Source organism: Pseudomonas faucium (assembly GCF_021602585.1).
Classification (GTDB): Bacteria; Pseudomonadota; Gammaproteobacteria; order Pseudomonadales; family Pseudomonadaceae; genus Aquipseudomonas; species Aquipseudomonas faucium.
In genome coordinates, this window is record NZ_BQIP01000001.1 from 1 (window position 1) to 18,039 (window position 18,039).

The 18,039-nt window shown below is 65.0% G+C and carries 20 protein-coding genes; 8 read left to right on the top strand and 12 right to left on the bottom strand.

The genetic code is table 11. From position 1 onward, the window contains the following. The 4 genes from L6D75_RS00005 to L6D75_RS00020 form a co-directional block, all read right to left on the bottom strand. On the bottom strand, positions 1-457 hold a 457-nt coding region (locus L6D75_RS00005), incomplete at its 3' end, for a DUF2589 domain-containing protein (protein ID WP_236193262.1). Positions 458-541: 84 nt separating this feature from the next. Then, complete coding sequence (locus L6D75_RS00010; RefSeq protein WP_176518277.1) at positions 542-1,216, bottom strand: DUF2589 domain-containing protein; 675 nt, start codon at positions 1,214-1,216, stop codon at positions 542-544. Between the two features lie 59 nt (positions 1,217-1,275). Beyond that, positions 1,276-1,656, bottom strand: coding sequence for a Mor transcription activator family protein (locus L6D75_RS00015; protein WP_236193264.1), 381 nt, complete (start codon positions 1,654-1,656; stop codon positions 1,276-1,278). A 281-nt stretch (positions 1,657-1,937) separates the two neighbouring features. Continuing rightward, positions 1,938-2,396, bottom strand: coding sequence for a hypothetical protein (locus L6D75_RS00020; protein WP_236193266.1), 459 nt, complete (start codon positions 2,394-2,396; stop codon positions 1,938-1,940). A gap of 150 nt (positions 2,397-2,546) precedes the next feature. Here L6D75_RS00020 and L6D75_RS00025 point away from each other — a divergent pair, with 150 nt between their 5' ends. Then, positions 2,547-2,735: a hypothetical protein gene (locus L6D75_RS00025; RefSeq protein ID WP_172229109.1), complete on the top strand. Its 189-nt coding sequence runs from the start codon at positions 2,547-2,549 to the stop codon at positions 2,733-2,735. Between the two features lie 36 nt (positions 2,736-2,771). Here the strand turns inward: L6D75_RS00025 and L6D75_RS00030 are convergent, their stop codons facing one another. Beyond that, the gene (locus L6D75_RS00030) at positions 2,772-3,146 is read right to left on the bottom strand and encodes a fe2+ zn2+ uptake regulation protein (RefSeq protein WP_176518360.1); all 375 of its coding nucleotides are present in this window, start codon (positions 3,144-3,146) and stop codon (positions 2,772-2,774) included. A 195-nt stretch (positions 3,147-3,341) separates the two neighbouring features. Between L6D75_RS00030 and pvdQ the strand changes: the two genes are divergently transcribed. Continuing rightward, positions 3,342-5,660: a bifunctional acylase PvdQ gene (pvdQ, locus tag L6D75_RS00035; protein WP_236193269.1), complete on the top strand. Its 2,319-nt coding sequence runs from the start codon at positions 3,342-3,344 to the stop codon at positions 5,658-5,660. Between the two features lie 110 nt (positions 5,661-5,770). Here pvdQ and lpxH read toward each other — a convergent pair whose 3' ends face one another. Further along, a complete protein-coding gene (gene lpxH, locus L6D75_RS00040) occupies positions 5,771-6,493 on the bottom strand; it encodes a UDP-2,3-diacylglucosamine diphosphatase (RefSeq protein ID WP_236193272.1) in 723 nt (240 codons plus the stop codon). Further along, on the bottom strand, positions 6,490-6,990 hold the full coding sequence (locus L6D75_RS00045) for a peptidylprolyl isomerase (RefSeq protein ID WP_236193274.1): 501 nt from the start codon (positions 6,988-6,990) through the stop codon (positions 6,490-6,492). Before L6D75_RS00045 ends, lpxH begins: the two co-directional genes overlap by 4 nt. Before the next feature lie 234 nt (positions 6,991-7,224). Here L6D75_RS00045 and L6D75_RS00050 point away from each other — a divergent pair, with 234 nt between their 5' ends. Both L6D75_RS00050 and cysS read left to right on the top strand, forming a co-directional pair. Further along, a complete protein-coding gene (locus tag L6D75_RS00050) occupies positions 7,225-8,928 on the top strand; it encodes a glutamine--tRNA ligase/YqeY domain fusion protein (RefSeq protein ID WP_236193275.1) in 1,704 nt (567 codons plus the stop codon). A 9-nt stretch (positions 8,929-8,937) separates the two neighbouring features. Beyond that, positions 8,938-10,320, top strand: coding sequence for a cysteine--tRNA ligase (gene cysS, locus L6D75_RS00055; RefSeq protein WP_236193276.1), 1,383 nt, complete (start codon positions 8,938-8,940; stop codon positions 10,318-10,320). Between the two features lie 140 nt (positions 10,321-10,460). Here the strand turns inward: cysS and L6D75_RS00060 are convergent, their stop codons facing one another. The 5 genes from L6D75_RS00060 to L6D75_RS00080 all read right to left on the bottom strand — a co-directional run bounded on the left by L6D75_RS00060 (position 10,461) and on the right by L6D75_RS00080 (position 14,583). Beyond that, positions 10,461-11,852, bottom strand: coding sequence for a sensor histidine kinase (locus L6D75_RS00060; RefSeq protein WP_236193277.1), 1,392 nt, complete (start codon positions 11,850-11,852; stop codon positions 10,461-10,463). Beyond that, entirely contained in the window at positions 11,830-12,510 is a 681-nt protein-coding gene (locus L6D75_RS00065; RefSeq protein WP_236193278.1) for a response regulator transcription factor, read from the bottom strand. The genes L6D75_RS00060 and L6D75_RS00065 overlap by 23 nt, the downstream gene beginning before the upstream one ends. Before the next feature lie 158 nt (positions 12,511-12,668). Beyond that, positions 12,669-13,688 (bottom strand): branched-chain amino acid aminotransferase, encoded by a 1,020-nt coding sequence (locus L6D75_RS00070; RefSeq protein ID WP_110747584.1) that lies wholly within the window; start codon positions 13,686-13,688, stop codon positions 12,669-12,671. A 158-nt stretch (positions 13,689-13,846) separates the two neighbouring features. Next, positions 13,847-14,209: a hypothetical protein gene (locus L6D75_RS00075; RefSeq protein WP_236193279.1), complete on the bottom strand. Its 363-nt coding sequence runs from the start codon at positions 14,207-14,209 to the stop codon at positions 13,847-13,849. Then, on the bottom strand, positions 14,206-14,583 hold the full coding sequence (locus L6D75_RS00080; RefSeq protein WP_176518163.1) for a glyoxalase superfamily protein: 378 nt from the start codon (positions 14,581-14,583) through the stop codon (positions 14,206-14,208). The genes L6D75_RS00075 and L6D75_RS00080 overlap by 4 nt, the downstream gene beginning before the upstream one ends. Positions 14,584-14,854: 271 nt before the next feature. On the opposite strand from L6D75_RS00080, the gene L6D75_RS00085 reads away from it, so the two are divergent. From L6D75_RS00085 to ureC, 4 genes are read left to right on the top strand one after another with little or no spacing between them, the layout of a single operon-like run. Then, the gene (locus L6D75_RS00085; RefSeq protein ID WP_236193280.1) at positions 14,855-15,688 is read left to right on the top strand and encodes an urease accessory protein UreD; all 834 of its coding nucleotides are present in this window, start codon (positions 14,855-14,857) and stop codon (positions 15,686-15,688) included. Between the two features lie 9 nt (positions 15,689-15,697). Further along, positions 15,698-16,000 (top strand): urease subunit gamma, encoded by a 303-nt coding sequence (locus L6D75_RS00090; RefSeq protein ID WP_236193281.1) that lies wholly within the window; start codon positions 15,698-15,700, stop codon positions 15,998-16,000. 19 nt (positions 16,001-16,019) lie between these two features. Beyond that, positions 16,020-16,337 (top strand): urease subunit beta, encoded by a 318-nt coding sequence (locus tag L6D75_RS00095; RefSeq protein WP_176518151.1) that lies wholly within the window; start codon positions 16,020-16,022, stop codon positions 16,335-16,337. Beyond that, positions 16,334-18,037 (top strand): urease subunit alpha, encoded by a 1,704-nt coding sequence (ureC, locus tag L6D75_RS00100; RefSeq protein WP_236193284.1) that lies wholly within the window; start codon positions 16,334-16,336, stop codon positions 18,035-18,037. Before L6D75_RS00095 ends, ureC begins: the two co-directional genes overlap by 4 nt. The last annotated feature ends 2 nt before the right edge of the window (positions 18,038-18,039 follow it).

Below are 18,039 nucleotides of genomic sequence, written 5' to 3' on the forward strand. Positions count from 1 at the left end.
GCTTGGTGTATTCCTCGATCAGGCGGTTGAGCGCCTCTGGCGGTTCGGTGGCCTGGAACTGGATGCGGATCTGCACTTCATCGGGGTCCCGCGCCTCGCCCTGACGGCCCTGGGCACCGATGGTGACCTTGAAGTTGGCGCTGCTGGCGTTTTGCGACTCGGCTTCCAGTTGCTGGCGCGCCTGCGTGCCGTTGACGCGCACCGAGAGGTCGACCTGCATGCGCTCCAGGGCAAGGCCCTTGGGGGCTATCAGGGCGAACAGGGGCACGCGCATCACGTGCTGATCGTCCATCGCCACCTCGACCATCCTGGCTTTCATCGGCGCGCCGAGGGCCTCGCTGTCGCAATCGAAGAACTGGTCGAACAGGTTGATGTACTGCTGGGCGATCAGGCTGTTGGCAGCGGCAGCAGCCTCTTGCAGGCCGCGGGTGATATCGCGCAGGTCAATGGCAGTCATGGGGGCGGCTGGCTGTTCCAATCAACGGGCTCCTGGCTTTTCGGCACCCCGCTGAAACCAGTGGGGTGCGCAAGGGGATGGCTTTTACGCCTGGCTCGGCGCTGGTTCGGGCGCGTTCACGGCGGGCTTGCTGCTTGCCGCCTCATCTTTGAGGGTGTCGGCTGATGAGATCGTGTCCGGGCTCTGCAGGGCCGTACCTTTGACCACGGTGGGCTTGACGGCGGCGTCGGTGAGGAAGTCGATCACCCGCATCATCGCCTCGGGTGGGTCCTGGCGCCGCAAGGTGGTGCGGAAGGCGTAGCGGGCGCGGGTGTCGGTCTTGCGAGTTTGCGTCGATTTATGGCTGATGCTGCCTTTGGCATCCAGCTTGAATGGCCCCCAACCCAGCGAAGCAGCAATCTCGCCGCTCTTGTTCGATTCACTGACGTCTTCGGCCATCTGGCTGATGGTCAGCTCGAACTCGACAGTGCCCTCCTCGATGGTGATGTTGGGGTGGGTGATGGCCGCTACCAGCGGCACTTTCAGGGTCTTGCTGGCAATGCCCTGGTATTCGCCCTGTTCGTTGACGATGGTCTCGTCGTAGTCGAACTGGATGGCGACCGCCTTGCCATCCTGGATGCACACCTGCATGAGGAAGTCTGCATAGGATTTGCTGGCGGTCACCTGGGCCTGGACCATGGCTTGCAGGGGGCCGGCAATCATCCGGTCCATGGGCAGGGCATTGACGACGGAACCGATCAGGCTGGAGTCGATGGACATGGTGGGGGTTCTCTCTGTGAGTGGCTTGGGCACGACTGATAGCGGTCATGGACGGGCGCTCAGCGAACGCAAGGTTCCTGGCGGCGGATATTGCCGATTTGCCGCAGGCTCAGGCCGTACTTGTCGGCCAGCAGGCTGCGGGACAGGCCATCGGCGCTTTCTTTCTGGATCTGCAGGTTGCGCAGCTGGCGCACGAAATGGTCAGCCTTGGGGATTTCCAGGGCCACGCCGGCAAAACGCTTGATCAGCGCGTCCAGCGCGTCGCCTGGCAGCAGTTCGGCGAGTTTGCTGCGCTCTCGGTGCTTGGGGATGTACTTGGGCCTGCCGCCATAGGCGCAGGTCAGCTGGTAGGCGTTCTCGATGCCGATGCATTCGATCAGCGCCTGCAGCGAATGGGGCAGCTGGCTGATGTCGATGGCGGAGAGGTCTGGAAATTCCATGTGAGGCTTCCTCGCGGTGGATGGGGCGCGATTGCTTCGAAGGCCCGTGATGGCGGGTCGGTGGCGCCAGCGGCGGCGTGCCGTTGGCGTGGGGTTGATTCTCAGTGACCGACGAAGGCTGTCGCTAGGCGCCAAGTGGTGCGGTGCTTGTAGCCTTGGTGAGCGCAAGTTGCAGGCAGCGATTTCTCCGCGTGTAGGACATGCCCTCAAAGAGGCGCTGCAAGCCTTGATTTCTCGTGAGGTGCTTTTGCCAAAACCCTCATGGGTACCTGAACCTCTAGTTACCTGCAGGGATAGCTGCCCAGCAGGCGTGCGCTGGGGAGGTAGGCGTGCGGGCGGTCGGCCATCGCGACAGGCAGCGTGCGCCAGTCGACCTCCAGGCAAAGGGCGTAAAGCACCTGTTCACCGCGCAAGCCGATGGGCTGATCGGGGAAGTGGCGTCGATAGCGTGCCACGCTGTCGCTCAGGGCCTGGACCTGGTCGGCCCGGGCCAGGGTGAGCTGGGCCAGTTTCGGCAACCGCGCCTGCTCAATGACGAAATGCGCCAGCGTGGCCTGCGCCTGGAAGTGGCCGGCCGCGCGGGTGCGCTGCCACATCTGTTGCCACTGGCTGGCGCCCGCGCTGGCCGCCAGTTGCTCGCCCAGCTTGAGCAGTCGCTCGGGCGCGGTGTGTCGGGGGTCGAGGGCGTGAACGGGCAGGGTGGGGAGCAGCAGCAGGATGAACAGCGCCGGTTTGAGCATGGTGGCTCCAGCATGGGTAGGGGGAAACCCATGCTTTCAGCTCGGCCGCGCCACGCTAAGCAGGAAATGCAGCGCCGGTGGCCGTGGCCGTTGTATCATTGCCGCGGCTCGCGGCGAGCCATCTGACTCCGATGTTGCAAGGACCTTTCAATGACACACGTGCAGCGCCTCAAATACTCAGTCCTGATCATCCTGGTGGTGCTGGGCCTCATGCTGGGCCTCTCCCATCTGCAGAAGCAGGGCACGATCAGCGAGCAGACCTTCCAGATGCTGGCCATCGCCATTGCCGTGGTCGTGGTGGTGATCAACGGGATTCTGCGGCGCAAGGTCAAGCCTTGACGCCTACCGGCCGGCCAGCATTGGCCGGCCGTGCCATCAGCGCGCGCAGGGTTGCTCGAGCATGGCCCGCGCCTGGGGGTCGAGGCTGTAGCACTTGTCGCTGCCCAGGCTGATCACTCCTTCCGCGCAAAGGCGCTTGAGCACCTCGCGCACGCTGAGAAACGACAGCGGGATGTCCAGTTGCTCGAGCTGTGCGTGCACCCCGCGTACACCAATGCTGCGGCCGGTGCGGTCGGCGCTGTGCAAGGCATCGATGACCTTCAGGCGGATCAGGCTGGTACGCAGGCCATAGGCACGCAGCAACTCGCGAATCAGCTCGTTGCCGACACGCTCGTCGCCGCCGCTGTCCTTGCCCAGGGCCGCTTTTGCCGGTGCCTGCCCGGTGTGCATCGAGGGTTGCGGGTTGTACATGTGAATGCTCCTTTTCGTGGACTGTCCCGAAACATGGGTGCCTCACTTAGTAGGACGAATGAGATCGGCAAATCTGCAGCCTTGGTGAAAAAAAAGATGCCTTGCCGTCTGCATAAAGACGATTGTCCTGCCTGCCCTGCGTAAAATTTTCATCCAGCCATTCGTCTGATCGGAAATGACCCCTGAATCCGAGGAATGCCCGTGTTGTCGATTTCGCGTCCCTTGACCTGTGCAGGCCTGGCGGCTGCCCTGGTCACCTCCAGCCTTGCCGCCCAAGCGCGGGAAGCCAGCGCCGATGCCAGCGCACAGATCCGCCGCACCAGTTTCGGCGTCCCGCATATCGTGGCCAAGGATGAGCGCGGCCTGGGCTACGGCATCGGCTATGCCTATGGCCAGGACAACCTGTGCCTGCTGGCCAACGAGGTATTGACGGTCAACGGCGAGCGCTCGCGCTTTTTCGGTGCCCAGGCCAAGACCCTCGAGCAGCGTGACAACCTGGCCAGTGACCTGTTCTTCACCTGGCTCAATAGCCCCGTTGCCGTGAACGCCTTCCTCCAGGCGCAGCCGGCGCCGGTGCGTGATTTGCTCGAAGGTTATGCCAGCGGCTTCAACCGGGCTCTGGGCGAGCGTCGCAGCCAGGGCCTGCCGGCCGAGTGCGGGACGGGCGAATGGCTGCGGCCCATCACCAGCCTGGACCTGGTGAAACTGACGCGCCGGCTGTTGGCCGAGGGCGGCGTCGGCCAGTTTGCCGAGGCGGTGGCGGCAGCGCAGCCGCCACAGCTGGCCAGCCAGCAGCCAACGGCCAGCTTTGGTGCGGCCTTGGCGCAACAGCAGCGTTTTGCCGCCGAGCGCGGCAGCAATGCCGTGGCAGTCGGTGGGCAACGCTCGGCCAATGGCCGCGGCCTGTTGCTGGCCAACCCGCACTTCCCGTGGATGGGCGGGATGCGTTTCTACCAGATGCAGTTGACCATTCCCGGCCAGCTGGACGTGATGGGAGCCGCATTGCCCGGCCTGCCGGTGGTGAACATCGGTTTCAACCGGCACCTGGCGTGGACGCACACGGTCGATACGTCCAAGCACTTCACTCTTTACCGCCTGCAACTGGACCCGAAGGACCCGACCCGCTACCTGCTCGATGGCCAGTCGCTGCCGCTGGCACGCCAGGCCGTCAGCGTGACCGTGAAGGCCGCCGACGGCACCCTCAGCCAGGTGCAGCGCCAGGTCTACAGTTCGCAGTTCGGGCCCGTGGTGCAGTGGCCGGGGCGCCTGGACTGGGACACCCAGGCCGCCTACAGCCTGCGCGATGCCAACCTGGACAACACCCGCGTGCTGCAGCAGTGGTACCGCATCAACCGGGCTGACAGCCTCGATGCCTTGAAGGGTTCCATCTCGCAGCTGCAAGGCATCCCCTGGGTCAATACCCTGGCGGTGGATGAGGGCGGCCGGGCGCTGTACCTGAACCAGTCGGTGGTGCCTTACGTCGACCAGCAACTGTTGAGCCAGTGCAGCAACCCGGCCGCGCAAGGGCCGCTGGTGGTGCTCGATGGCTCGCGCAGCGCGTGCCAGTGGAAGGTCGATGCCCAAGCCGCGCAGCCGGGTATCTTCCCGGCGCACATGCTGCCTCAGCTGGAGCGCAGCGACTTCGTGCAGAACTCCAACGACCCCGCGCGCATGGCCAACCCGGCCCAACCGCTGACCGGTTTTTCGCCGCTGATCAGCCGCGATGACCAGCCGCTGGGCATGCGCGGGCGCTTTGCCCTGCAGCGCCTGCAGGGCAACGCCAAGCTGGGCGTCGACGACCTGCAGCGCATGGTGCTGGATGACGAGGTGTACCTGGCAAGCCTGGTGCTGCCCGACCTGCTGCAGTGGTGCAAGGACGCCCAGGCGGATGTGCAGGCGGTGTGTGCAAGCCTGGCGGCATGGAATGGCAAGGCTGACCTGAACAGCGGCATTGGCCTGGTGCACTTTGGCAACATGGTCGAGGCGCTGGCCAAGCAGCCACAAAGCTGGCGGGTTGCGTTCGACCCGGCAGACCCGCAACACACCCCGCGTGGCCTGGCGTTCGAACAGGCGGCCGTGGCCAAGTTGCTGCACGAAGCAGCGCTGGCTTCACTGCAGCAGGTGGCCAAATCCGGGGTGGAGCAGGGCAGCCAGTGGGGGCAGATCCAGCAGGCGGCCGATGGTACGCCGGTGCCGGGTGGCCCGCAGGGGCTTGGGGTATACAACGCGATCTTCAGCGTGCCGCAGGGGCCGGGCAAGCGGCTGGTGGTCAGTGGTACCAGCTACTTGCAGCTGGTCAGCTTCACCGATCAGGGGCCGCAGGCGCGAGGTTTGCTGGCGTTTTCGCAGTCCAGCGAAGCGGGTTCGGCGCATGCCAGCGACCAGACCAAGGCCTTCTCGGCCAAGCAACTGGCGCCGATGCCGTTTACCGAGGCGCAGATCAAGGCTGACCCTGAGTACCGCCAGTATGTGATCAGCGAGCGGGACAAGGGGGTTGTGGCGAGCCAGCCTTGAGCTGAATGCCGCACTGGCCTCATCGCCGGCAAGCCGGCTCCCACAGGTTCGCCGCAGGCTTCAAGGCATGCGGTGTATCTGTGGGAGCCGGCTTGCCGGCGATGGGGGCTTCAGGAGAACTCGAACGGCTCCAGGGCAAAGCCCTGGCCGTCCACCTGCAGGGTCCAGCCCCGCCGGTCCCAGTCCCCCAGCACGATGCGCCGCGCCGGCTCACCGTCCACCACCAGCTTGTGGATCGCCGGGCGGTGGGTATGGCCGTGCACCAGCGTGCGCACACCGTGCGCCGCCATCACCTTGGGCACTTCCTCAGGCGTGACGTCGACGATTTCATTGGCCTTCATCTGTACCTTGGCGCGGCTTTCGCTGCGCAGCTTGCGCGCCAGCTTGTGGCGCGTGGCCAGCGGCAAGTGGCGCAGCACCCACAGGGTCAGCGGGTTACGCAGGTAACGGCGCATCTTCATGTAGCCGACATCGCGGGTACACAAGGTGTCGCCATGCATCAGCAGCACCTGCTCGCCGCCCAGGGTGATCACGCTGGGGTCCGCGAGCAGGGTGCAGCCGGCCGCCTTGCAGAAGTCCTGGCCAATCAGGAAATCCCGGTTACCGTGCATCAGGTAGATGGCCGTGCCGCTGTCGCTGAGCTGGCGCAGGGCCTGGCAGATCGACTGCTGGAAGGGCGTCATGGCATCGTCGCCGATCCACGCTTCGAAGAAGTCGCCGAGGATGTACAAGGCCGTTGCATGCCGCGCGCGGCCGTCGAGCAGATCAAGAAACGCCCGGGTAATGTCCGGGCGTTCTTCTTGCAGGTGCAGATCAGAGATCAGCAGGATCACTCAATGATCTCGGCTTTCTCGATGATCACGTCGTCTTTCGGTACGTCCTGGTGGCCGGCCTTGGAACCGGTGGCGACTTTTTCGATGGCATCGACGATTTCACGGCCTTCGGTCACTTCGCCGAACACGGCGTAGCCCCAGCCCTGCACGTTCTTGCCGCTGTGGTTGAGGAAGTCGTTGTCGGAGGCGTTGATGAAGAACTGCGCCGAAGCCGAGTGCGGCTCCATGGTGCGGGCCATGGCGATGCTGTACTTGGTGTTCTTCAGGCCGTTGTCGGCTTCGTTCTGGATGCTGGCGCGGGTTTTCTTCTGGTTCATGCCAGCTTCGAAACCGCCGCCCTGGATCATGAAGCCCTTGATCACACGGTGGAACACGGTGCCGTCGTAGTGGCCTTCCTTGACGTACTGAACGAAGTTTTCGGTGGTCAGCGGCGCCTTTTCGGCGTTCAGTTGAATGACGATCTCGCCGTGGTTGGTGGTCAGTTTGACTTTGGACATGCTGAAACTCGCTCTTTCAAGGCAATCGAAATAGGGGGCGCAGTGCGCGGGTTAACACCTGACGCAGGATCCGGCAGCCGCGACACATGGTGCGCGTCGGCCATTTTGCACGGCTTGCAAGAAAACGCACCAGTTTGTCGGTGCCCGGCTGTCAGCAGCTTGACTGCTTCGGCTATGATAGGCCCTTTGATTCAATCGGCCTACCCAGGCCGGACACGTGCATTCAAGGATCCTATGAGCAAGCCCACTGCCGACAACGCGCCCAACGCCGCTGCCAAAGGCGCTCCCGCCGTCCCTGCGAACTTCCTGCGGCCGATCATCCAGGCCGACCTGGACTCGGGCAAGCACAGCAGCATCGTCACCCGCTTCCCGCCGGAGCCCAACGGCTACCTGCACATCGGCCACGCCAAGTCGATCTGCGTCAACTTCGGCCTGGCCAAGGAGTTCGGCGGCGTCTGTCACCTGCGCTTCGACGACACCAACCCGGCCAAGGAAGACCAGGAATACATCGACGCCATCCAGAGCGACGTCAAATGGCTGGGCTTCGACTGGGCCGGCGAGGTGCGTTATGCCTCGAACTACTTCGACCAGCTGCACGACTGGGCGGTGGAACTGATCAAGCGTGGCAAGGCCTATGTCTGCGACCTGACCCCTGATCAAGCCAAGGCCTACCGCGGCAGCCTGACCGAGCCTGGCAAGAACAGCCCGTTCCGCGAGCGCAGCGTCGAAGAGAACCTGGACCTGTTCGCACGCATGAAGGCCGGCGAGTTCAAGGACGGCGAGCGCGTGCTGCGCGCCAAGATCGACATGGCCTCGCCGAACATGAACCTGCGCGACCCGATCCTCTATCGCATCCGCCACGCCCACCACCACCAGACCGGTGACAAGTGGTGCATCTACCCCAACTACGACTTCACCCATGGTCAGTCCGATGCCATCGAAGGCATCACCCACTCGATCTGCACCCTGGAGTTCGAAGGCCACCGCCCGCTGTACGACTGGTTCCTCGACAACCTGCCGGTGCCGGCGCACCCGCGCCAGTACGAGTTCAGCCGCCTGAACCTGAACTACACCATCACCTCCAAGCGCAAGCTCAAGCAGCTGGTCGACGAGAAGCACGTCAGCGCCTGGGACGACCCGCGCATGTCGACCCTGTCGGGCTTCCGCCGCCGCGGCTACACCCCGGCCTCGATCCGCAACTTCTGCGAGATGGTCGGTACCAACCGCTCCGACGGCGTGGTCGACATGTCGATGCTCGAGTTCAGCATCCGCGACGACCTGGACCGCACCGCACCGCGCGCCATGTGCGTGCTGCGCCCACTGAAGGTGGTCATCACCAACTACCCTGAGGGCCAGGTCGAGCAGCTCGAACTGCCACGTCACCCGAAAGAAGACATGGGCGTGCGCGTGCTGCCATTCGCCCGTGAAATCTACATCGACCGCGACGACTTCATGGAAGAGCCGCCAAAAGGCTACAAGCGCCTGGAGCCGGCCGGCGAAGTGCGCCTGCGTGGCAGCTACGTGATCCGCGCCGACGAGGCGATCAAGGATGGCGACGGCAACATCGTCGAGCTGCGCTGCTCCTACGACCCGGACACCCTGGGCAAGAACCCGGAAGGGCGCAAGGTCAAGGGCGTGATCCACTGGGTGCCGGCCGAGGCCAGCGTCGAATGCGAAGTGCGCCTGTACGATCGCCTGTTCCGCTCGCCGAACCCGGAAAAGACCGAGGACGGCGGCAGCTTCCTGGACAACATCAACCCCGATTCGCTGCAAGTGCTGAGCGGCTGCCGCGCCGAGCCATCGCTGGGCCAGGCGCAACCTGAAGACCGCTTCCAGTTCGAGCGCGAAGGCTACTTCTGCGCCGACATCAAGGACAGCCAGCCGGGCCGCCCGGTGTTCAACCGCACCGTCACCCTGCGTGACTCCTGGGGCAGCTAAGGAACCGCCGTGCTTAACATCTACAACACGCTGAGCAAGACCAAGGAAGCCTTCAAGCCGCTCGATGGCAACAAGGTGCGCATGTACGTGTGCGGCATGACCGTGTACGACTACTGCCACCTTGGCCACGGCCGCAGCATGGTGGCCTTCGACCTGGTCACCCGCTGGCTGCGCAAGAGCGGCTACGAGCTGACCTATGTGCGCAACATCACCGACATCGACGACAAGATCATCAACCGGGCCAACGAGAACGGTGAATCGTTCGACGCGCTGACCGCCCGCATGATCGACGCGATGCACGAGGACGAGCGCCGCCTGAACATCCTGCCGCCGGACCAGGAGCCGCGTGCCACCGACCATATCGCCGGCATGCACGCGATGATCCAGACCCTGATCGACAAGGGCTACGCCTACGCGCCGGGCAACGGTGACGTGTACTACCGGGTCGGCAAGTTCGTCGGCTATGGCAAGCTGTCGCGCAAGAAGATCGAAGACCTGCGCATCGGCGCTCGCATCGAAGTCGACGAAGCCAAGCAGGACCCACTGGACTTCGTGCTGTGGAAGGGCGTCAAGCCGGGCGAGCCGTACTGGGATTCGCCATGGGGCCCGGGCCGTCCGGGCTGGCACATCGAGTGCTCGGTGATGTCCACCTGCTGCCTGGGCGAGAGCTTCGACATCCACGGTGGCGGCAGCGACCTTGAGTTCCCGCACCACGAGAACGAGATCGCCCAGAGCGAAGCGGCCACCGGCAAGCAATACGCCAATGCCTGGATGCACTGCGGCATGATCCGTATCAATGGCGAGAAGATGTCCAAGTCGTTGAACAACTTCTTCACCATCCGCGACGTGCTCGACAAGTATCACCCCGAGGTGGTGCGCTACCTGCTGGTGGCCAGCCACTACCGCAGCGCCATCAACTACTCCGAAGACAGCCTGCGCGATGCCAAGGGCGCCCTGGAGCGCTTCTACCATGCCTTGCGTGGCCTGCCGCGGGTTGCCGCCAAGGGTGGCGAGGCGTTCGTCGAGCGCTTCAGCGTGGCGATGAACGACGACTTCGGCACGCCCGAAGCCTGCGCGGTGCTGTTCGACATGGTGCGCGAGATCAACCGCCTGCGCGACAGCGACCTGGACGCCGCTGCCGGCCTGGCTGCTCGTCTGCGTGAGCTGGGTGACGTGTTGGGCGTGCTGCAGCTGGAGGCCGATGACTTCCTGCGTGCAGGTGCCGAAGGCAAAGTCGATGCTGCTGAAGTGGAAGCCTTGATCCAGGCGCGCCTGCAGGCGCGTACGGACAAGAACTGGGCAGAGTCCGACCGCATTCGCGATCAGCTCACCGCCATGGGCGTGGTGCTGGAAGACAGTAAGGGCGCCACTACCTGGCGTCTGGCTGACTGATCGATGCACCAGGGGCCGCTTTGCGGCCCCATCGCCGGCAAGCCGGCTCCCACATCAAGACTTGTGCAGCACCTGCAAGGCTGGTGCTGTACCTGTGGGAGCCGGCTTGCCGGCGATGGGCTGCAACGCAGCCCCAGTCCTTACTTGGCCAACGCAGCCAACGGGCAATGCAACACCAGCTTGGCCCCACCCATTTCGCTTTCCCCCACCTCCAGCCCGAACCCGTGCAGGTCGACGATCGCCGCAACGATCGACAACCCCAGCCCGAAACCCGGGTGCCGATGGCCTTCATCGCTGCGGTAGAAGCGCTTTAACACCGCCGTGCGCTCTTCCTCGGGAATCCCCGGCCCACTGTCCTCGATGGCAATGTGCACCCCTCGTTCGTCCTGTGAGGCACGAATGGCCACCTGGCCGCCTTCAGGGGTGAACTTGATGCCATTGCCAACCAGATTGGCCAGTGCCTCGAACAGCAGTTCGCGATCACCGTGCAGGGCAGGCAACTGCTCAGGCTGCTGCAGTTGCAGGCGAATGCCGCCGTCCTCGGCCAGCGGCAGGTAGAAGTCATGCAGCTCTACCAGCAGGTCATGGGGGTCGAGCTCGACGAAGCCGGCGCGGCGCTGGCGGTCTTCCAGTTCGCTGATGCGCAGCAGGCCGCGAAAGCGCGCCATCAAGGTGTCGGTCTCGCCGATGGCCTGGTCCAGCGCCTCGGCTTGCGGCGAATCCGCAGCGCTCTGCTGGCGGATGCGATAGAGCTGGGCGCGCAGGCGGGTGAGGGGGGTGCGCAGGTCATGGGCAATGTTGTCGCAGACCCCTTTGACCTCATGCATCAGCCGCTCGATGCGGTCGAGCATGGCGTTGACGATGGCGGCCAGCATGTCCAGCTCGTCCCGCCGTGCCGACAGCGGCAAGCGATGGGTCAGGTCGCCGGCAACGATCAGCTCGGCCTGGGCCTGGATCGCACGGATGCGCTTGAGCGGCCGGCGGCGCAGCAGGTACCAGCCGGCAAAGCCTGGAATCAGGGTCAGGGAAATGCCCCACAGCAGCGCATCGAGGATGATGCGGGTGACCACGAACAGCGAGCCGTTGTCGCGGAACAGCACGAGCCAGCGGCCGTCCTGCACCTTGATCGCCACGGCATCGCAGCTGTCGCGTGGCATGTGCGGGTCGTCGGCGTCCAGGCAGCGCTGCAGCTCGTGCACCTTGCCATCCAGGCCAAGGCCGGGCGGGATGGCGCGGATGCGCCCACCTACCGGGTTGAGCTGGGCATCGAACAGGCCATAGGCATCGAACGCGCGCTCCTCGAACGCCTGGCTGGCGATCAGTGCGTCGTCGAGCTGTTTGCCGCTCATGTGGGCGAACAGGTGCTGGCGCTGCAGCAGGGAGTGGCGGGTGAGCTTGTTCAGGTAGCTGGACACCTCGAAGTACAGCACCCCCATGAGGATGCTGCTCCAGGCCACGAAGAGGAAGCTGTACAGGGCCAGCAGGCGGCTGGTCGAAGAGCTCCAGCCCTTAGACGGGTTCAGCAATGGCATAGCCCGAGCCCCGTACCGTACGGATCAGCGGCGACTGCCCGGGAGAGTCGATCTTCTTGCGCAAGCGGCCGATGTGCACGTCGATCAGGTTGGTGCCGGGGTCGAAGTGGTAGCCCCAGACTTCCTCGAAAATCATCATCCGGGTGATCACCTGGCCGCTGTGGCGCATCAGGTATTCCAGCAGCTTGTATTCGGTCGGCAGCAGGTTGAGGGTCTGCTCGCCGCGGCGGGCCTCATGGCTGATCAGGTCCAGTTGCAGGTCGGCGACCTGCAGGCGGGTCTGGGTCATGGGCACGCTGTTGCGGCGCAGCAGCACCTCCACCCGGGCGGCCATCTCGTCGGAGGCGAACGGCTTGGTCAGGTAGTCGTCACCGCCGGCCCGCAGGCCGCGCACACGTTCGTCGACATCGGAGAGGGCGCTGATCATCAAGATCGGCGTGGCGATCTTGAGGTTGCGCAGGGTAGTGACGATCGTCAGGCCATCGACCTCGGGCAGCATGCGGTCCAGGGTGATCAGGTCGTAACCGCCGGCGATGGCCTTGGCCAGGCCCTCGCGGCCGTTGTCGGCCCACTCCACATCCAGACCGTGGCTGGAGAGTTCGGCGACGATTTCCTGGCCGGTGACGGCGTCGTCTTCGATGGTCAGTACGCGTGGCATGCTCGTTCCTGGGCGTCTAAAAGAGACTTGATTGTGCCAAAGAATAGCCAAACGGCGATTTAAGAAAAATTCATCTGGCGGCTGTTGCCTGCAACGGCGCAAAAAAAACGGGGCATGCCAGCGACTGGCATGCCCCGTGTTCAGCGTGACGCGACGGCTCAGGCGACCTTGACGATCCAGCCTGCTGGCGCTTCGACGTCACCGCTCTGGATGCCGGTCAGCTCGTTGTAGAGCTTCTGGGTAACCGGGCCGACCTTTTCCAGGTCGTGGAACACGTGCAGCTTGCCGTTGTACTCGATGCCACCGATCGGGGTGATCACGGCAGCGGTGCCGCACGCACCCGCTTCGATGAAGCGGTCGAGCTTGCTGATCTCGACATCGCCTTCGATCACGGTCAGGCCCAGGCGCGATTGCGCCAGTTCCATCAGCGACAGGCGGGTGATGCCTGGCAGTACCGAGGCCGATTTCGGGGTGACGAACTCGTTGTTGGCGGTAATGCCGAAGAAGTTGGCCGAGCCGACTTCCTCGATCTTGGTGTGGGTCAGCGGGTCGAGGTAGATGGCGTCGGCGAAGTTGGCCTTCTTGGCTTCGGCGCCCGGTTGCAGGCTGGCCGCGTAGTTACCGCCAACCTTGGCTGCACCGGTGCCCTGCGGGGCCGCGCGGTCGAAGCTGGAAATCTGGAAATTGTGCGGCTTCATGCCGCCCTTGAAGTACGAGCCAACCGGGATGGCGAAGACCGAGAAGATGAACTCGGGGGCGGTGCGCACGCCGATGTTGTCGCCGGTACCGATCACGAACGGGCGCAGGTACAGGGCACCTTTGCCATGTGGCGGCACGAACTTCTCGTTGGCCTTGACCACTTGCTTGCAGGCTTCGATGAACACATCGGTCGGCACCTGCGGCATCAACAGGCGCGCGCAGCTGCGCTGCATGCGGGCAGCGTTCTGGTCCGGGCGGAACAGGTTGATCGAGCCGTCCTTGCAACGGTAGGCCTTCAGGCCTTCGAAGCACTGCTGGCCATAGTGCAGGGCGGTGGAGCCTTCACTGATGTGCAGCACGTTGTCTTCGGTCAGGGTGCCTTTGTCCCACTCGCCATTGCGCCAGACGGACAGGTAGCGCTTGTCGGTCTTGATGTAGTCGAAACCCAGCTTGTCCCAGTTAATGCTCTCGTTACTCATGACACCCTCGATTGTCTTGCAGATGCCCGATCGCTCGGGCTGCTGTTATATGCGCACCACGCCACGATAATACATCCGCCGCGGATCGGGAACGGCCAGTCACGAATTGGCGAGGCGCAGGGTGCATATCGGCGATAGACGCCCCGGGCACGGCCATGCTATCGGCTGGCATCCAGCCGGCTGCTCCAGTCACCGCCGTGGCTGCGCGCGCAGGCCTCTTCGCTGTCGAAGCGCACGTGCCAGGCGGGGTGGTCGAGCTGCACGCCGGCCTCGTCGAGCGCCTGGGCGGTGAGCTTGAGCATGCACGCCTTGGCATCGCCCGCCAGGGCAGCCGCCTTGTCGGCCTCGCGTTCGAACACCCAGGTGATGCGCAGGCTGGCCGGGAACTGGTCAGGGTCCAGGCGGTGGGTGAGCCAGGTGAAGCCGACGATCTGCGCCTTGGCCGTTTCGCAGGCGTCGGTCAGGCAGGCCACCAGCTCACGCTCCAGGCGCGCCAGTTCGCGTTTGCCCAGGGCTTTCATGGCGCGGCCTCATCGCCAATCTGCTGGCAGAAGCGCAGCAGGTTGCCAAAAGGATCGCGGACCTGCATCTGCAAGCCCCAATCCACCCGTTCGGCCTCAGGGCGGGCGTAGCCGTACTGTTTGGCCAGCAGCTCGCGCTCAAGGGCAAGAAGATCGTCGGTGCGGGCGAACACGGTCGAGCCCGGGCAGGCGTCGCCATGGTGCTCGCTCAGGTGCAGGATCAAACCCTCACGGTGAATCTGCGCATACAACGGCAGGTCCGGGCTGAAGCGGTGCTCCCAATCCAGGCTGAAGCCGAGGAAGTCGAGGTAGAACTCCTTGGCCTTGTCGACCGAGAAGATGCGCAGCACGGGGATGGCGGGGGCGAGGGGCATGGCGGTTCCTTGGCCGTAGGCGATCGCTGACTGTAGCGCAGCACCGAAACGGGGCCAAGCGGCGCGTTCGCAGCGTGCACGGGCGGCGTGCATGCCCCACGCCAGAGCCATCGCCGCGAAGATTTCATCTGCCTTCACCTGCGTAGTTGGCCCGCTACCTGCTATATCCCAGCCATCGAAATTGATCGAGTGGTCAGGCCCGGTGCGTTTTTAGCGCAGGGGCCTGATCCTTCCAAAGCGCCGAAAGGCCAAGAAATTCGGGGGCTGTAGGATGTCGCTCGCCGTACAAGTAGATAAATCTGAAAGGGATGCAGGATGGAGCGCTCATTTGCACTTGCGCTTCATTGAACGCGACGGCGTGACCCGCCTTGGTGCGCGCCGTCATTTCGGACCCCTTTTGGTGCAGCGCCCGTTCTATCCGGAGGGCGCGCCTTGCCACGTCTATGTGCTGCACCCACCCGGCGGCATCGTCGCCGGTGACCGGCTGGAGCTGGACATTCACCTGGAGCCCGGTAGCCACGCGCTGCTGACCATGCCCGGCGCCAGCAAGTTCTACCGCAGCATCGGCCCCACCGCGTACCTGGCTCAGCACTTTCACCTGCAAGCCGGCAGCACGCTGGAATGGCTGCCCCAGGACAGCATCTTGTTTTCCGGTGCGCGCGCAAGCCTGGACAGCCGCTTCACCCTCCAGCCCGGTGCCCGCCTGCTGGCCTGGGAAACCCTGTGCCTGGGCCGCCCGGTGATGAACGAGCGCTTCGACCAGGGCGCGCTGGACAGCCGCCTGCGCATCGAACTGCCAGGCGAACCCGGCTTGCACGAGCGCCTGCGCATCAGCGGCGGGCAACTGGCCAAGCTCGGCGGCCATCCGATGACGGCCACCTTCTGCGCAGCCCCGGCAACCCCGGCGGTGCTGGAGCAGGCCCGAGCCTTGCTCGACCAACTGGGCACCCCGGCGGGCGCGACCTTGCTCGGCTCGCTGCTGGTGATCCGCCTGCTCGACCACGACAACCAACACCTGCAACGCACCCTGCAACGCTTATGGCACGTCTTGCGCCCGGCCGTTCTCGGCCTGCCCGCGTGCCCGCCGCGCATCTGGGCCACTTGAGAGAGCGCCATGGAGCTGACCCCAAGAGAGAAAGACAAACTGCTGCTGTTCACCGCCGCGCTGCTGGCAGAGCGGCGCCTGGCCCGTGGCCTGAAGCTCAACTACCCCGAAGCGGTGGCGCTGATCAGCGCCGCGGTGCTCGAGGGCGCCCGCGATGGCCGCACGGTGGCCGAGCTGATGAGCCTGGGCCGCGAGGTGATCGGCCGTGAGCAGGTCATGGACGGCGTTGCCCAGATGCTCCATGACGTGCAGGTCGAGGCCACCTTTCCCGACGGCACCAAGCTGGTGACCGTGCATGACCCCATCGTCTGACCTGGCGCAGGAGCCCCGCATGACCCCAGGTGAAATTCAGGTCGCCCCCGGCGACATCGAGCTCAACGTCGGCCGTGCCACGGTCAGTGTCAGCGTGGCCAATCACGGTGACCGGCCGGTGCAGGTCGGCTCGCATTACCACTTCTACGAGGTCAATGACGCACTGGTGTTCGAGCGCGAAGCGACCCGCGGCTTTCGTCTCGACATCCCGGCCGGCACCGCCGTGCGCTTCGAGCCGGGGCAGTCGCGTACCGTGCAGCTGGTGGCCTATGCCGGCAAGCGCGAGGTCTACGGCTTCCAGGGCAAGGTGATGGGCGCGCTGGAGGGCAGGGCATGAGCCGCCTCTCGCGCAGGGCCTACGCCGACATGTTCGGCCCCACCGTCGGCGACCGCGTGCGCCTGGCCGACACCGCGTTGTGGGTGGAGGTGGAGAAGGACTTCACGATCTATGGCGAAGAGGTCAAGTTCGGCGGCGGCAAGGTCATCCGCGACGGCATGGGCCAAGGCCAGATGCTGGCCGCCCAGGCCATGGACCTGGTGCTGACCAACGCCCTGATCATCGACCACTGGGGCATCGTCAAGGCCGATATCGGCGTCAAGCACGGGCGTATCGCCGCCATCGGCAAGGCCGGCAACCCCGACGTGCAGCCGGGCGTGACCGTGCCGGTGGGCCCGGGCACCGAAGTGATTGCCGCCGAAGGCAAGATCGTGACCGCCGGGGGGATCGATTCGCACATCCACTTCATCTGCCCGCAGCAGGTCGAGGAAGCCCTGACCAGCGGCGTGACCACCTTCATCGGTGGCGGCACCGGGCCTGCCACCGGCACCAACGCCACCACCTGCACCCCGGGGCCGTGGTACCTGGCGCGCATGCTGCAGGCCGCCGATTGCCTGCCGATCAACATCGGCCTGCTGGGCAAGGGCAATGCCTCGCGTCCTGCGGCCCTGCGCGAGCAGATCGCTGCCGGCGCGGTGGGCCTGAAGCTGCACGAGGACTGGGGCTCGACCCCGGCCGCCATCGACTGTTGCCTGGGCGTGGCCGAGGAAATGGACATCCAGGTGGCGATCCACACCGACACCCTCAACGAGTCCGGCTGCATCGAAGACACCCTGGCCGCCATCGGCGAGCGCACCATCCACACCTTCCACACCGAAGGTGCCGGCGGCGGCCATGCGCCAGACATCATCCGCGCCGCAGGGCAGGCCAACGTGCTGCCGTCCTCGACCAACCCGACCCTGCCGTACACGGTCAACACGGTCGATGAGCACCTGGACATGCTCATGGTCTGCCACCACCTGGACCCGAGCATCGCCGAGGACGTGGCGTTCGCCGAGTCGCGCATCCGCCGCGAAACCATCGCCGCCGAGGACATCCTGCACGACATGGGCGCCTTCGCCATGACCTCGTCCGACTCCCAGGCCATGGGCCGGGTCGGCGAAGTGGTATTGCGCACCTGGCAGGTCGCGCACCAGATGAAGCTGCGCCGCGGGCCACTGGCGCCAGACAGCAGCTACAGCGACAACTTCCGGGTCAAGCGCTACATCGCCAAGTACACCATCAACCCGGCGCTGACCCATGGCATCGCCCATGAAGTCGGGTCGGTGGAGGTGGGCAAGCTGGCCGACCTGGTGCTGTGGGCGCCGGCCTTCTTCGCGGTCAAGCCCGCGCTGGTGATCAAGGGCGGGATGATCGCCACCGCGCCCATGGGCGACATCAATGGCTCGATCCCGACCCCGCAGCCGGTGCACTACCGGCCGATGTTCGGCGCCCTCGGCGCGGCCCGCCATGCCACGCGCATGACGTTCCTGCCCCAGGCCGCCATGGACCGCGGCCTGGCCCAGGAGCTTGGCCTGCACAGCCTGATCGGCGTGGCCCATGGCTGCCGGCGGGTGCGCAAGGCCGACATGCTGCACAACACCTTGCAACCGCTGATCGAAGTTGACGCGCAGACCTACCAGGTGCGCGCCGATGGCGAGCTGCTGGTGTGCGAGCCCGCCCGCGAACTGCCGCTGGCCCAGCGTTATTTCCTGTTCTGAAG

What these genes read in the sequence shown, in the direction of transcription:
- L6D75_RS00010 (WP_176518277.1), bottom strand. Translation starts at nt 1,216, where the DNA reads ATGTCCATCGACTCCAGCCTGATCGGTTCCGTCGTCAATGCCCTGCCC.
- L6D75_RS00015 (WP_236193264.1), bottom strand. Translation starts at nt 1,656, where the DNA reads ATGGAATTTCCAGACCTCTCCGCCATCGACATCAGCCAGCTGCCCCAT.
- L6D75_RS00020 (WP_236193266.1), bottom strand. Translation starts at nt 2,396, where the DNA reads ATGCTCAAACCGGCGCTGTTCATCCTGCTGCTGCTCCCCACCCTGCCC.
- L6D75_RS00025 (WP_172229109.1), top strand. Translation starts at nt 2,547, where the DNA reads ATGACACACGTGCAGCGCCTCAAATACTCAGTCCTGATCATCCTGGTG.
- L6D75_RS00030 (WP_176518360.1), bottom strand. Translation starts at nt 3,146, where the DNA reads ATGTACAACCCGCAACCCTCGATGCACACCGGGCAGGCACCGGCAAAA.
- pvdQ (WP_236193269.1), top strand. Translation starts at nt 3,342, where the DNA reads ATGCCCGTGTTGTCGATTTCGCGTCCCTTGACCTGTGCAGGCCTGGCG.
- L6D75_RS00045 (WP_236193274.1), bottom strand. Translation starts at nt 6,990, where the DNA reads ATGTCCAAAGTCAAACTGACCACCAACCACGGCGAGATCGTCATTCAA.
- L6D75_RS00050 (WP_236193275.1), top strand. Translation starts at nt 7,225, where the DNA reads ATGAGCAAGCCCACTGCCGACAACGCGCCCAACGCCGCTGCCAAAGGC.
- L6D75_RS00060 (WP_236193277.1), bottom strand. Translation starts at nt 11,852, where the DNA reads ATGCCATTGCTGAACCCGTCTAAGGGCTGGAGCTCTTCGACCAGCCGC.
- L6D75_RS00065 (WP_236193278.1), bottom strand. Translation starts at nt 12,510, where the DNA reads ATGCCACGCGTACTGACCATCGAAGACGACGCCGTCACCGGCCAGGAA.
- L6D75_RS00070 (WP_110747584.1), bottom strand. Translation starts at nt 13,688, where the DNA reads ATGAGTAACGAGAGCATTAACTGGGACAAGCTGGGTTTCGACTACATC.
- L6D75_RS00075 (WP_236193279.1), bottom strand. Translation starts at nt 14,209, where the DNA reads ATGAAAGCCCTGGGCAAACGCGAACTGGCGCGCCTGGAGCGTGAGCTG.
- L6D75_RS00080 (WP_176518163.1), bottom strand. Translation starts at nt 14,583, where the DNA reads ATGCCCCTCGCCCCCGCCATCCCCGTGCTGCGCATCTTCTCGGTCGAC.
- L6D75_RS00085 (WP_236193280.1), top strand. Translation starts at nt 14,855, where the DNA reads ATGTCGCTCGCCGTACAAGTAGATAAATCTGAAAGGGATGCAGGATGG.
- L6D75_RS00090 (WP_236193281.1), top strand. Translation starts at nt 15,698, where the DNA reads ATGGAGCTGACCCCAAGAGAGAAAGACAAACTGCTGCTGTTCACCGCC.
- L6D75_RS00095 (WP_176518151.1), top strand. Translation starts at nt 16,020, where the DNA reads ATGACCCCAGGTGAAATTCAGGTCGCCCCCGGCGACATCGAGCTCAAC.
- ureC (WP_236193284.1), top strand. Translation starts at nt 16,334, where the DNA reads ATGAGCCGCCTCTCGCGCAGGGCCTACGCCGACATGTTCGGCCCCACC.